Genomic DNA, 12,049 nt, shown 5'->3' with positions numbered 1-12,049 from the left:
GGGGGTGTTTGGTGTCTCTAATATATACCTCGAACCTGAAAAATAGCTGATAGGCACATAAAAATTACATTAAAAATATTGTTCGCCGTTCAGAAGTGATTAGAGTGCTCCCACAAGCTTAGCCGACCTTTAGCTGGAATTGGATGGCTTAATGGATGAACCCCTTCAAGCTTCCAGGCAAACCGTCCTTCACTATAGTCGCCAAAATCATATTCATTCCCATTGATCCATTCCCTTAAATCCACCTCTGGAGTAACCACATAACATCCCGCGAGCTGACCTGTAGCAATAATAGCTCCTGTCGGCAAATTATTCGCTGTATAGCCATGTTTCGCCAATACTGATTTGTACGGTTCCTGTTCACAAATCTTTTTGTCAATCCTCATTCCGGCATGGATGCCTAACTCGCCGCGGTAGGCTGTTCTCCATGAACGAGTTTCAAACTCTTTTTCACCAAGAGCAATTAAGGTCGCCCAAGGCTGCCGTATTGTTATACACCGCATGATATTTATCCCCTTTGTTTATGTTGGACGTTTTTCACGGATGCCACGGATCTCGATCTCGCGTTGTGTAATCTTGTTCACCTTGACCTGATAAATAATCCCAACCGTTTGGTCGATACTCATTTCCATCATTGATCGCCTCTAAAATAAGAACATTTATTTTTATTATATACAAACAAAAGTTCTTATGAAAATATCAATACTACAGACATTCACCTGTAACTCCCCAGAATCAATAAAGGTCGTCATAATGGAAAGGCTGCTGTTTATTCTTATATTGGTAATGTACTAAATGCTATGCCTGTGCAACCGATTTTAAACTAATGTCGTAACCACTGGAGGGGAAGGTCCATGATTCAAAAACCACGTACTACTATTAAATGGACTCTTATTTTTGTTTTTTTGTTATTCGTCACCGCCTGTAGTAAGAATAATGAAGTTTTGAAAGGAATTGTACACACAATAGATGTAGAAAATAAAAGAATTTTAGTAATTTCTGAATTAAAAGAAGAAGACTTGAACAAGGAATACAAGGAGATTCTCGAATCTAATGAGTACTCTCAAGCCATTTGGGTAAATAAAGTTGCACCTTCTAAATATAAAAAAGGCGATGAGATTAAAGTATTTTTTGAAGTAAGTGATGATTCATTCCCTGCACAAGTTACCGCCAAAAAGATCACCAAAATCAAGAATTGAGCAAAAAGAATAGAATCTACTATAAAGAAGCGGCGTCTCCAAAAGGGACGGCGCTTCTTTATAGTAGATTTAAAGAGAAATCAGAGTATATAATATGGAATATTATATACTCTCAACATCTCTGTTACGGGAATTTCCGAAGCAGAAATACCCTTCCGAATATTTACTATGAATAATCTATCCCGGACTAAACATTTACATAATCTGAATATAATAATTCCGGGACATTCTGTAAACGAAAAAAAGCTCACCAGCCGAAGCCAGTGGGCATAATCCCAAGCATTTGGGAGTTCACTCTTTGTTGGAATTACTGAAACCTTACGATGTAACAACTATAGGAGCTTATAACTTCAGGCAATGTACTATCTCCACAACAAGTAAGCTTTCAACAAGATGCAACAGACAACTATACTCATAATGGTTTCCCAATTAATTCTCCCTGTTCAAAAAGCATCTCAATCTGGTGAAATACTAATAACATTCAGTAGATTGGAGGTTTACCATGACAGAAATTGATGAGAGAAAATGGGGGCAGCAGGATCCTATCAAAGAACCACAAGATCGTTATGAACAGTTTTTAAAAGTTGTATCACTAACCTTTGTGAGTGTCACATTCACTATTATTTTCACTGAGATAAAAATGGGCAACTTTCCCCTTAAGCTCATTTTCTTTATTATTGGACAATTCCTCATTTATGGATATGTGATGAAGAATCTGTCCAAGACCTCAGAAAAATTCAAAAATTCCTGCAAGAAATTAAAAATAAAGCTACCCATTCTCTACATTTTATATTTCTTGTTTCTCTTCTATATTGGGCAACCATATTTATAAAATTACTCTGTGCAAAAAAGTGACCCCACCAACTTCCGGCAGGGTCTAGATCTATATTATAAGGGGGTTATGTAATTACTATAATCCTCTTAGCTTAAATAAGTATGAAGCCCGTCTAAAGATTTGCTGAATTTTTATTATTTTTATCGAAACCGATCAAACAAGGTAACGTATCAATCTTAATTTCCAAATTACTACATATACAAAATGGAGGTGTGTATAAAGATGAAAATATTCAGTCTATTGCTTGTAGCATTGTCTTCCATTGGAGTAGTTGCCACATTCGGATTTTCAACATTCAGCTTCATCACAGGAATTATAGGAGGGCTTATTGCAGCATTTGCAATTTCAGGTTACTTGCAGTCTGTCAGAAGTGATTACCCCAATGAGAGCTATGTGAATAAGCAAGTTAAGTATCAATCGAACTATAATACTTGGTAACAAAAGCCCCACCTTAAACTGGTGGGGTTTTTCATATTCCCAAACACTTGTAAAATCACTTTGTAATATTAATGGTAGAAGAAACAAAAAAGCGCGACTCTCCAAATTTCAAGAATCCGCGCCACGTATGGTTTTTTGGGATGCTGGTGAAGGGAATTGAACCCCCGGCCTACGCATTACGAGTGCGACCAAGCAAGTATTTATAAGGTAGTATAAGGGTTTGCAAGACTGAATTATATACGAGAAATGCTGTTTAGATACTTATAAGGGTTTGTAGATATTTAGTAGCCGTTAGAAGTTTGGTTAGAAGAAATGTTAGAAGAAAATGATTGGTCTTGTACCAGTCCGTCCCTTGTAAGAACAAGCTGCAGATCAACAAGGCGGATGCGGGCGACATTAGCGCCGACCGCGTGCTTTAATTAGTGCAACCACAGAGACGACTAGTGCGGCACCAATAATGATATAGGTGATTGTATTCAGCATTTTCACTTCCTCCTTCATGTTGACGGGGAATAGCCCCATATTATACTGCATTCTCTAAATCCCCTAAAGCTTCTTCAAACTCTGAGAATGTATCCCGTAAGCTTTCCAGAGCCTCTTTTGCACGTTCCAGCGCCTCCATTCGCTCGTTGTATTTATCAAGTCGTTCCTGAAGCATTTCTCCTAATTCCTCCATGCCTTCCAAGCGGTCGATCTTTTCCTGCAGAGCATCGGCCGCTTCTTCGTATTGCTCAAATAGCTGCTCAATCTCATCTAATGGGTATGCCACCTTCAGCCCATTGGCTGACTTTACCGCTTTTTCTGTCTCGCTCTTATTCATCGTACCCCTCCGCGTATGCCCGCCGGCTGATTGTATCGTTCAAACCGTTTATGTTATGATTGGGCGGAGAGCAGGGGGCGCAACCCCTGCTCTCCGGGAACCTATTTACGTTTGCCTGCCCGGCGGCGTTTGGTTCCTTTTTCTTTTGTCTCCTTTGTCGCTTTCCTCAGTAGGACTAGTGCTGTTGCCAAATTCACAATGGAGACTGCTAAGTTTGCCCAATCTTTCATAAGCTCTGTTCACCTCCCCTCTACACTTATAATTATACAACGAATATCGTTGAATATCAACTAAAAACGTTGAGCTTATCTGCAAGCTATTGTATAGTTATGGTGAGGTGAGAAGGTATGTTGAGATTAAAAATTCAAGAATTAAGAGAAGCGGAAAAGCTGAGTGTACGCCAATTAAGTGAAGCCACAAGTATTCGATGGAACACATTAAGCGATATGGAGAAGAACACTGCAAAGCATTGGCCTCCGGGGCATTTGGAAACTCTTTTGAAATTTTTTAATCTAACCCATATCTCAGAATTAATTGAATATACAAAGGATGAGGAGGACACCGAATAAAAAGTAATCGGGTAACCGAGAGAAGTAAAGGAAAACAATTCAACCCTAAATACAACAAATTATTGATATTATCTTCCAGTAAAACTCAAGTTCCTTTCAAGTATTAATAGTAAAAAAAGATGCCCTGCAGATCATTACGATCCGCAGGGCATTTTTTTAGTGTACTCCGATCTTACCGACCGATCCTTGAGCAATCCGGCATCTGAAAAGAATGCTGCCCTGCAGATCAATGCATCATCATACTTGTTCTTGAGCTCATCGGTTGCCCGTTCGAGCTCGCGGAAGCAAGGGCGAGACTCAAACATTGTTAATTTGGTACTGACTCTCATTGTTAATATAGTTTTCTACTCTTTTCTATATAGCTATCCAAATATAAAGCCTAAGTTCTCCCCTTGTGTAACCCTTAGAATATACCAAAAAAAGAACACATAATCCCCATTTATTTACGTTTATAGTTATAAAGTCCTTAAATTTAAATTCTTATTATCAAAGTCCTATTTATATCTAAATTTGTTGATTAATAGAATTAATTGTGTTCTAATTATCCCATAACAAGGAAATAAAAACCAAATTACTGGAGGTTATTATGCGAATTTTGAAGCACACTTTTTCTCTATTTTTGACGATTGCAATTATTTTCTCTTCATTTGGATTCTCAGCTTCAGCAGAATCAATTGAACAAACTGGTACTCATTTAGAAATTTTGAATATTAAGACGGACGCTCATTTGGAAAATTTCAATGATAAGACAGACAATGCCAATACAGAAAATGATTCGTTTCAAATTCAAAATTTCAACGCAAATGATATAAAATCTTGTGGTGCAAGCACCTGGGGTACTTATGGTCTCACTCAATTCACTTCACAGTATTCATTTAATAAAACACTATCCTGGGGGTTACAACTTTTACCAGCGGGAATTTTAGCATTTGGACCAACAGTTAAAGTCTCTGCACTGAGTGGAACAGTTACTCTAGCTGGTTCAGGGTTTCCAGTAAGTATTCCTGGAGCAAGTATTTATGCACCTCACAATCAACCTTCGAATTATCTTTTTCACGGAAGCCTTTCAAGATACAATATCTCAGGCGGGGGGAACGCATATCTTGAATCTGGTGACACTCTAAGTATTACATTCAACCTCGATAGCCCTAAAGCTGGTGCATTAGTCACTGTTTCTTGCATAGTTCCATAAATAAATATATAAAACAAAAGAGAGGAGAAGCCTCTCTTTTGTTTTATATAAACTCTTTGGAGTATACTATAATAAATTCCTATAGAAAGGGGATCAAAATGGGCGATAAGCAAAATACTCATTCGGAGTATTTTTTTTTGAAAGATACCACTCACGATGAATCTAAAGAAGTTGATCTTTCAAAAATTAATTGGTTTAAAGAAATGATTACATTTGACACCTTAAGAGAAGCAGAACATTGGGTTTATAACGGTGATGCTTATAATAAGATCGGAACCGAATTTGATGGCTACATGACAGGAGATCCTAAACTAGCCTTTTCTTTAGTTTTTCACTTAGTAAGAGAAAATAGAGAAAATCAACGGTTTTCTAATATCTTCGCAGATGAGCAACTAATTGACGGAAAAACATTATTTATGGTTTGGGTAGAGTAGTTTCTATTTGAAAAGGGAGGTAGCTTAGACGACCTCCTGAAAAAGTAATCCCCTCAAAAAATATTGGATCTCATCATATTTACATAAGGTAAAACCCCGTCAGAATAAATCCGGCGGGCATTTTTTATGAAATGACCTGAATTACATTGTCTATCTTTATCAAATCGCAATCATGCTCCATCTGGAACTTGATCTGTCGTAGTTGTCGATCAACAGCTAGCACAATGCCTCTGATCTCAATGTCATGCCTTGGGTCAAAGAGCGTTATTGTTTCCTGCTCATTATATCGCTAGGAATAAGTAAGGACATGATCAATCAGCTCCCACTCTTGTACATCCAGCACTGGTTTACTACGCAGACTCTGCATACGCTCATCAGTAATAATTCTCTGTTTGTGCTCTGGCAGCATCATTCTACTGCAATCAAATATACTCCCTAATTTCTTTACCATGATGCCTATCCTCCTAGTAATTTGTCCAATAATCTATATGGCCACCATCAACGCCCCATGTAACTGATGTAGATCGCTCCTCAGTTCGTTCCCATCCCTCAATTACAACTACACTCTCTGGTGGTCTCCCAAACTCCCACAGAATGTAGTTATCCTCTGCCAATTCCTGAAGCCCGACCTGGATCTTTTCTGGTTTTCGCCCACTCTTTGTCTCCAGCACCTCTAGCGTAGGCATGTATCCATGATGCACCGAGCAATGCCGCATAATCATCAGCAGCTTGCGGGCCGTATCGCTAAGCATAGCGTCTCTCCTGTATGGGGTGCCATGACAGGATACTGGATTCTAGGAATACTCGGGGCGAGTTGGCGGTCAAGCATGTAGCCCTGATACGACCGTCACAAATACTATGGACCTCGATCTTACGCTGAGTAATCTTGCCGACTTTATCTAAGTAAACAATTTCAACGGTTTGACCAATCTGCATTTGCATGTTGATAACCTCCCAAAAATAAGAACGTTTGTTTGTATTATAACCAAACATGCGTTCGTAAATCAATGTAAAAAAATATCCATCGATCTCTTAAGGTCGACCGAACCTTGCGTAATACTAAACTTACGGTAATCTACTATCTGCTTGAACCTATCAGACATTCTTCCCGTATGTACAAATTTGTAATATTTTCCGACCTAATATCTGATTTAAATCTAAACTTAAAGTTTTAATCTATATATACGTGTTTAAGTGTCACATAATTACACATCAGGAGGATTGAGATGAAGCAAAATGCAACATTGAAGTTTTTATTCCCCGTTCCTAAAGTTTTCTACCCATTTCCTATTCATTTCTTACGAATCGCTGCCCCAGAGCCATCTAGCAAAAGTATCTCCAGAATTCTCAACTCACTTCAAGAAAATAACTATATGACAATTGATGATGTTGTAAATACTTCTCCAGCGGATTTAGTTAAGTCTCGAAACTTTGGTGAAAAGGGCTTAATTGTTTTGTTTATTTTATTGAAAACTATTTCACAGAAACCTGAGTTAGTTTTGAAAACAGAGATTTTAGAACAACCTTTACGAGGTCAGGTTGAACGATTAAAAAGAATGCCCCTAGTTAAGAACCAATTAATTGAGTTAGGCATTGAAATATAAATACAAGAAACCCGCCAGGTAGAAGACTGGCGGGTTATTACTTAAATTTGTCGTTACTAACTGTCGATTATGCTAAAACCATCCTAAATTCAAATTCACTTCTCATATAATAAGAATCAGCAACTTTAACACTAACAGGACTCCATTTCTGAATCGAGCCACCACAATCAACTATACACCCTGCCAGATCACCACGGCGTTCAAGTATATCTACCTGTGACTGTGACAAAGCAGCCGTAAGGAATTCAGAGTCTGTCTTTAGGACCTTGTATACACTACTCAACATGATCACTCCTATGAATAAAATACCTGTCTCTCATTTTCTCTGCTTTATGTATTTCTTAATCAAATAAAACAAAACAAATCCCAGCAACACCAAGCCAAGTATGGTGATCCATAGAATTACTGGATTCCCCACGTAAAAGTAAGTCTCTCTATACTGATAGTTTTCATTATTCATAAGTATATGATTAATTCATTTGGAACATCATGTATATGTACACTGATAAGGAAAATTTTCCTTATCACAAAGAAATACCCCACCATAGCAGCAGGGTAAGTGATTTGAAATTCAGTTTTTTTGTCAACAATTTTTGATAATTTTTTTTAAAGTCAGAGACTCGCAAATATAACCATGACATACTATACTCGTCTATAAAGTTATTTCTTTGATTTATAACTCTTTACTAATGAACTGATGCCTTTAATAATTAAAAATATTAGTATCCCCGAAATAATCACAGTTAATATTAAATTAGTCCAAACTATTTCCAAACTTATTCCTCCGTCTCAGCGTTTAAGTTTTCTAAATTCATGATATCCCATTACCCCTGATAAATAAACGACTTCGTACATATCATTAATATATATAGTTGAACTCTCATAAGTCAAATTATTCATTTTTTCAATATAATCACTAATATATTTTAGCGTTCCCTCTTTATTCTTCAAATTCTTAATCCCATAGAGATCTACCAATATTTCATTTGCTAATCTTGTAGACGAAATATCTCCATTATCGCTACCATTAATTTTTAATTCCATCTGATCCTTGATCGGAAGAAAAAGATAGCTGTGATCGGCGAGTCTTAAAAGATCTAATTTTTCAGTTACAGTTTGCTCATCTACAGGTATACTTAACCACTTTTTAACAAAGTAGGTATAGTAAATAGCTTTAATACTTTTTTGCTCTGAAAGTGTTAAACTCCTCTCAACCATTGTTAAATTACTCTTTATAAGCTCCTTAATAGATGGAGATATTTTCATATTCATTGAATTAATTATAGATAAAAAATTAAAGTGAATCTGCAGTTTATATTGTTGATTAATATTAATCGTGGTTTGATCTGTATTTGGGGTTTGCTTTGATTCATCTTTCAGATGCTTTTCCAAAGAATTAATTATATTTTTTTTAAAGTCTTCGTCTAATTGAATCTCTAACTCTTTTGCAAGAGAGATCGTGTCTTTTTCTTCAATAAGTGCTCTACTAAGATTTTTTTCTTGGGTCATACTCGAAATTTTTGTTAACACTAATATTTTGAGTTTTTCTTTATTTATTTGAATTAAATTTCCGTAAAAGCGATTAATCTCGAAAGTATAGTACGTGGATGAAATATCAATTTGGTTTGTAAGTGTGCTTATAAAGCCAGATACTTGATTATCCTCGAAGTAAGTATCTTTGAGAGTTTCTACGAGTTTATTATTGGGATTTAAAGAATCACAGGCAGATGTAGAGAACATAAACATCAAGGATAAAACAGCTAGTATAATTTTTCTGCTCAAAGCACTCATCCTTCTTCACATAAAGCAGCTATGCCAGAATTTATTTTTCTGGCATAGCTGTTTACGTAGTGAATTTTGTTATTATTGTTTCGTAGCAGTCCCGGTTACATTAAGAGTCCCGCCAGAATAAGTTAAGATACCTTCCGGATACATCATATAAGTTACAACATTTGCGTATGTGAGTTTTGAAATACCTAAGGACGCCGAGCTAGTTCCACTTGCTGTTTGAGTCCAATCAGCAACTTTCCCGACATATGGTGCTTCCGTTGATATTGGACCGTAGGCTACAAATCTATAATTAGCTACTGTCGAATCAACAGACCCGCGAACCTTATTAGCCTGCAAACTTCCATACACATTAATTGATATCAATCCAACATCAACCGTAACACTGCCACCCACTTCGCCTTCCACAGTATTATTGCTATTCCGTTTCATACCATAAATGCTCCAACTATCAGCAGAGGCCACTGAAAATTCAGCTTTACTAGCGGTATTTTCTACCGAATAAGCATTATCAAGAATGAATTTCAGATCTGCTTCAGAGAGCTTATCTCCAACGCTATATGCATCTGCTATCTTCTTGCCTTCAATTTGAATGTTCTCATCATTAGGAGTTAAAGAACTGGCATTTGCTGAAAATGGAAGTACCATTGAAGCACATAAAACAATAGAAGTTAATAATTTAATTCTTTTCATAAAATATTCCTCCTATAAATGATAATAATATACTTACTTTTGGTAGAAGAAGCGAATCCTGCCCTCTAATCATTCCTTATAAGGAAAATATACTAATCACCTCCATAATTTTCTATGTAATAACTTTACAATAATTAAATAATTTATACAAGTTTCATAGATTTATTTCTTGTATATCTTAAGACTTCACATCGCAGAGGGTTTCCAATCGCTTATTTCATCTACACGGTACGAGTGTTCATTATCCACATCGACGATTCCGTTTTGAGCCAAAACCGTAGTAAGAACGGCGATCACCGAAGCGAACGCCAGTACATCCGTTAAGTTTTGATTGACCATACTTTACTTGTCCCCTTTTTGTTGTGATGCCAACCCGAGACGATGAAGGATTGTAATAAACCGCGCCTCAGCATATGTTGCTGATCCCGGTGTATCAATAACTGGCTTACCATTGAGGACTGACGGCGTACATGCAAACGCCTGTAAAGCCTCCTTGGACCATACAGGAGGGTTGGTATTCGTCAATTCCAACAGTATAATCCTCAGTTCCTTAATATCTGCAGCCTGCTTAAGAGACTGTTCTTTAAGTACATCTTTGCTATTGGTCAATCCAGATACTACTTTCGCTAGTTCCTTTACTTGTACTTCCAGTTCTGCGATTCTACTCATATTTTCATCTGCCTCCCCTTTTAGTCGATCTATAACAGCCGATGCTTCTGCCATAGCGATCTCTGACGGCTTAGCACCAGCACGTAGTTGTGAGGTTGTCAGCCCAAAAGTCATTTGAAAATGCGGTGCATCCTTAATTGAGACAAAATCACCGCCCCATTCAAAACCAAGAGCTTTAGCCTCCTGAACTACCTCCGTCCAATCAGCTACCTTGTCACCATCACCGTCACGTTTTAAATCCCATGATACCTGTTTCCCATCTGGTAGTAATAATGCGAAGTCGATGGCTAGTCCAAAGTTATGATAACTGGTCCCGCCCTTGGCGTTGGTGACCTTTGGTTTGTCCGGCTGTGCCTTAACGCTCGATAATCCAGCTACATTAAGCTCTGCTTGCGTCCGTCCCTGAGCAAGTAGTCCATTCTGCTCAGCTATTGTCCGCAACCCCTGAGTTATCAAGATAGGAACTCCCCGAGTGTAACAGCGCTCAATTAAAACTGTCGCAGCAGCCATTACTACCGGGTGCAATCCTATCATTCTCGTAGATGATTTACTCTTTACTTGATCCAGCGTGAGAGACATTACTCATCGTCCCCCTTTCTGTTGGCAGCGCGTTTAACCTTCTTATCCAGCTCACTCCCCACCCACTTAAGTACTACATCCAAGACTGGCAATGGGAGTGAATCCCCCCAACCTGCCCGTATTGAGTTTGCTGTCATACTCTGCAAAACGTGGTACAAGGTTCCAATAGATAATGCACCAAATATCGCTCCAGGCAACCCAAACACCATATCAAGCAGATGTCCACCTGCGGGTAGTAGCAACATGAAGAACGTACGAAAGACTCCATCAATTCCATATTTACTGGCATATGTGTTATCCTTTTTGGCGGCTCTAATACCAGATAACCAATCCATGATAATAAAAAATAAAAGTGCAGCCATGATGGTTACGACCGCGTCCGCCTCCCCATATAAAAAATCAAATGTCGGAACAAGTACTGCACCTATCGTTGACGCAGCGATTTGAGATTTAGTCAATGCAATTCCCCCCCAATATAAATAGCCCCCGGGGATCCGAGGGCAAAATAAAAACGCCTACTATGTGGCGCTAGCAATTTAATCTATTCTTTTAGCTCTGCTGCGACATCCTCACGGATAATCTCCGGTACTTGCTCTAACTTCTTAAGTCCTTTACGAATCAAGCTTGCATATACTTTAGGCATTGACTTCTTCACCTCCCACTACAGGTTCTGTAGGTGCTACGGGTTGTCCGGCAAGTACCAGCTCATAAAGCTCTGTGAGTGCCAATTGTGCGTCTGCCGCCTCTTGTTTGGCAGTCTGTAACTCTTCATAATTTTCTGTAAGAGCAAGCTGTGCTTCTTGCAGTTGTGTTTCGGTTTGATCAAGTCTTTCCAAGGTCTCTACAAGTTTCTTATTGGTTTGTTCTAGTTCCTGAACCGTTTTAGCATTTTCTCCCTCTACCATTTCGATTCGTTTAATTAGCACATCTGCCGGCACTTCCCCAGGATAGGTAAACTCCAAATCCTCCGTATCTGGATTAACGCGGTAGCCGTTGCACTCAGCGAACTCTCGCCGAAACTGACCGTATTTAAGCTTAACTACTCCAATGGTATCGCGGACCCGCTCAGCCAGTGCCTTATATGTTGCAAAGTCCTGATCCTCGGTTGTCTCCACTACCAACCTACCTACCTGTTCACCCGTATTTACTACCACGTTTCCTGTTGCTTTTTCAAAGTATATTTTCATGCCAATTTCCATCATAATCCCTCCCAATAAAATATCTAGCGG

Annotated in this window: 22 protein-coding genes; 7 read left to right on the top strand and 15 right to left on the bottom strand. The window is 38.3% G+C overall.

Annotation, left to right across the window (positions count from 1 at the left end; translation table 11 throughout):
• Positions 1–89: 89 nt before the first annotated feature.
• Positions 90–503 (bottom strand): ASCH domain-containing protein, encoded by a 414-nt coding sequence (locus NYE58_RS02905; RefSeq protein ID WP_076179467.1) that lies wholly within the window; start codon positions 501–503, stop codon positions 90–92.
• Between the two features lie 351 nt (positions 504–854).
• Between NYE58_RS02905 and NYE58_RS02900 the strand changes: the two genes are divergently transcribed.
• The 3 genes from NYE58_RS02900 (at position 855) to NYE58_RS02890 (ending at position 2,472) form a co-directional block, all read left to right on the top strand.
• Positions 855–1,199, top strand: coding sequence for a DUF3221 domain-containing protein (locus NYE58_RS02900; protein WP_076142087.1), 345 nt, complete (start codon positions 855–857; stop codon positions 1,197–1,199).
• A gap of 502 nt (positions 1,200–1,701) precedes the next feature.
• On the top strand, positions 1,702–2,031 hold the full coding sequence (locus NYE58_RS02895) for a hypothetical protein (protein WP_076219990.1): 330 nt from the start codon (positions 1,702–1,704) through the stop codon (positions 2,029–2,031).
• A 225-nt stretch (positions 2,032–2,256) separates the two neighbouring features.
• Positions 2,257–2,472 carry a hypothetical protein gene (locus NYE58_RS02890; RefSeq protein ID WP_076219989.1) on the top strand — a complete coding sequence of 72 codons (216 nt, stop codon included), beginning with the start codon at positions 2,257–2,259 and terminating at the stop codon, positions 2,470–2,472.
• A gap of 396 nt (positions 2,473–2,868) precedes the next feature.
• Here the strand turns inward: NYE58_RS02890 and NYE58_RS02885 are convergent, their stop codons facing one another.
• The 3 genes from NYE58_RS02885 to NYE58_RS02875 form a co-directional block, all read right to left on the bottom strand.
• On the bottom strand, positions 2,869–3,006 hold the full coding sequence (locus NYE58_RS02885) for a hypothetical protein (protein WP_179088959.1): 138 nt from the start codon (positions 3,004–3,006) through the stop codon (positions 2,869–2,871).
• A complete protein-coding gene (locus tag NYE58_RS02880) occupies positions 2,996–3,292 on the bottom strand; it encodes a hypothetical protein (protein WP_076138604.1) in 297 nt (98 codons plus the stop codon). The genes NYE58_RS02885 and NYE58_RS02880 overlap by 11 nt, the downstream gene beginning before the upstream one ends.
• 101 nt (positions 3,293–3,393) lie before the next feature.
• Positions 3,394–3,522, bottom strand: coding sequence for a hypothetical protein (locus tag NYE58_RS02875; RefSeq protein WP_256715247.1), 129 nt, complete (start codon positions 3,520–3,522; stop codon positions 3,394–3,396).
• Between the two features lie 117 nt (positions 3,523–3,639).
• On the opposite strand from NYE58_RS02875, the gene NYE58_RS02870 reads away from it, so the two are divergent.
• Entirely contained in the window at positions 3,640–3,861 is a 222-nt protein-coding gene (locus NYE58_RS02870) for a helix-turn-helix domain-containing protein (RefSeq protein ID WP_076138603.1), read from the top strand.
• Between the two features lie 134 nt (positions 3,862–3,995).
• Here NYE58_RS02870 and NYE58_RS02865 read toward each other — a convergent pair whose 3' ends face one another.
• A complete protein-coding gene (locus tag NYE58_RS02865) occupies positions 3,996–4,166 on the bottom strand; it encodes a hypothetical protein (RefSeq protein ID WP_341001016.1) in 171 nt (56 codons plus the stop codon).
• 281 nt (positions 4,167–4,447) lie between these two features.
• Here NYE58_RS02865 and NYE58_RS02860 point away from each other — a divergent pair, with 281 nt between their 5' ends.
• Both NYE58_RS02860 and NYE58_RS02855 read left to right on the top strand, forming a co-directional pair.
• Positions 4,448–5,053, top strand: coding sequence for a hypothetical protein (locus NYE58_RS02860; protein WP_076138602.1), 606 nt, complete (start codon positions 4,448–4,450; stop codon positions 5,051–5,053).
• A gap of 98 nt (positions 5,054–5,151) precedes the next feature.
• Positions 5,152–5,487, top strand: a complete 336-nt coding sequence (locus NYE58_RS02855) for a hypothetical protein (RefSeq protein ID WP_076138601.1) — start codon at positions 5,152–5,154, stop codon at positions 5,485–5,487.
• A gap of 289 nt (positions 5,488–5,776) precedes the next feature.
• Here NYE58_RS02855 and NYE58_RS02850 read toward each other — a convergent pair whose 3' ends face one another.
• The gene (locus NYE58_RS02850; protein WP_143766788.1) at positions 5,777–5,938 is read right to left on the bottom strand and encodes a YolD-like family protein; all 162 of its coding nucleotides are present in this window, start codon (positions 5,936–5,938) and stop codon (positions 5,777–5,779) included.
• 13 nt (positions 5,939–5,951) lie between these two features.
• The gene (locus tag NYE58_RS02845) at positions 5,952–6,239 is read right to left on the bottom strand and encodes a helix-turn-helix domain-containing protein (RefSeq protein WP_076138600.1); all 288 of its coding nucleotides are present in this window, start codon (positions 6,237–6,239) and stop codon (positions 5,952–5,954) included.
• 474 nt (positions 6,240–6,713) lie between these two features.
• Here NYE58_RS02845 and NYE58_RS02840 point away from each other — a divergent pair, with 474 nt between their 5' ends.
• A complete protein-coding gene (locus NYE58_RS02840) occupies positions 6,714–7,091 on the top strand; it encodes a DNA-directed RNA polymerase subunit alpha C-terminal domain-containing protein (protein ID WP_076138598.1) in 378 nt (125 codons plus the stop codon).
• 67 nt (positions 7,092–7,158) lie between these two features.
• Here NYE58_RS02840 and NYE58_RS02835 read toward each other — a convergent pair whose 3' ends face one another.
• The 8 genes from NYE58_RS02835 to NYE58_RS02800 all read right to left on the bottom strand — a co-directional run bounded on the left by NYE58_RS02835 (position 7,159) and on the right by NYE58_RS02800 (position 12,019).
• A complete protein-coding gene (locus NYE58_RS02835; RefSeq protein ID WP_256715246.1) occupies positions 7,159–7,377 on the bottom strand; it encodes a hypothetical protein in 219 nt (72 codons plus the stop codon).
• 503 nt (positions 7,378–7,880) lie between these two features.
• Positions 7,881–8,873: a hypothetical protein gene (locus NYE58_RS02830; RefSeq protein WP_076138596.1), complete on the bottom strand. Its 993-nt coding sequence runs from the start codon at positions 8,871–8,873 to the stop codon at positions 7,881–7,883.
• Positions 8,874–8,954: 81 nt separating this feature from the next.
• Complete coding sequence (locus NYE58_RS02825; RefSeq protein WP_076138595.1) at positions 8,955–9,572, bottom strand: hypothetical protein; 618 nt, start codon at positions 9,570–9,572, stop codon at positions 8,955–8,957.
• Between the two features lie 186 nt (positions 9,573–9,758).
• Complete coding sequence (locus tag NYE58_RS02820; protein ID WP_179088958.1) at positions 9,759–9,911, bottom strand: hypothetical protein; 153 nt, start codon at positions 9,909–9,911, stop codon at positions 9,759–9,761.
• 3 nt (positions 9,912–9,914) lie between these two features.
• Complete coding sequence (locus NYE58_RS02815) at positions 9,915–10,820, bottom strand: M15 family metallopeptidase (protein ID WP_076138594.1); 906 nt, start codon at positions 10,818–10,820, stop codon at positions 9,915–9,917.
• Positions 10,820–11,278, bottom strand: a complete 459-nt coding sequence (locus NYE58_RS02810; RefSeq protein WP_256715245.1) for a phage holin family protein — start codon at positions 11,276–11,278, stop codon at positions 10,820–10,822. Before NYE58_RS02810 ends, NYE58_RS02815 begins: the two co-directional genes overlap by 1 nt.
• Before the next feature lie 83 nt (positions 11,279–11,361).
• Positions 11,362–11,463, bottom strand: coding sequence for a CD1375 family protein (locus NYE58_RS02805; protein ID WP_254848733.1), 102 nt, complete (start codon positions 11,461–11,463; stop codon positions 11,362–11,364).
• Complete coding sequence (locus NYE58_RS02800) at positions 11,456–12,019, bottom strand: hypothetical protein (RefSeq protein ID WP_076138592.1); 564 nt, start codon at positions 12,017–12,019, stop codon at positions 11,456–11,458. The genes NYE58_RS02805 and NYE58_RS02800 overlap by 8 nt, the downstream gene beginning before the upstream one ends.
• Positions 12,020–12,049: the final 30 nt, after the last annotated feature.

This window comes from Paenibacillus sp. FSL L8-0708 (assembly GCF_038009325.1).
GTDB classification, from domain to species: Bacteria; Bacillota; Bacilli; order Paenibacillales; family Paenibacillaceae; genus Paenibacillus_AQ; species Paenibacillus_AQ odorifer.
Note: the sequence above shows the minus strand (reverse complement) of the source record. Positions and strands in the feature narration are given on the sequence as shown.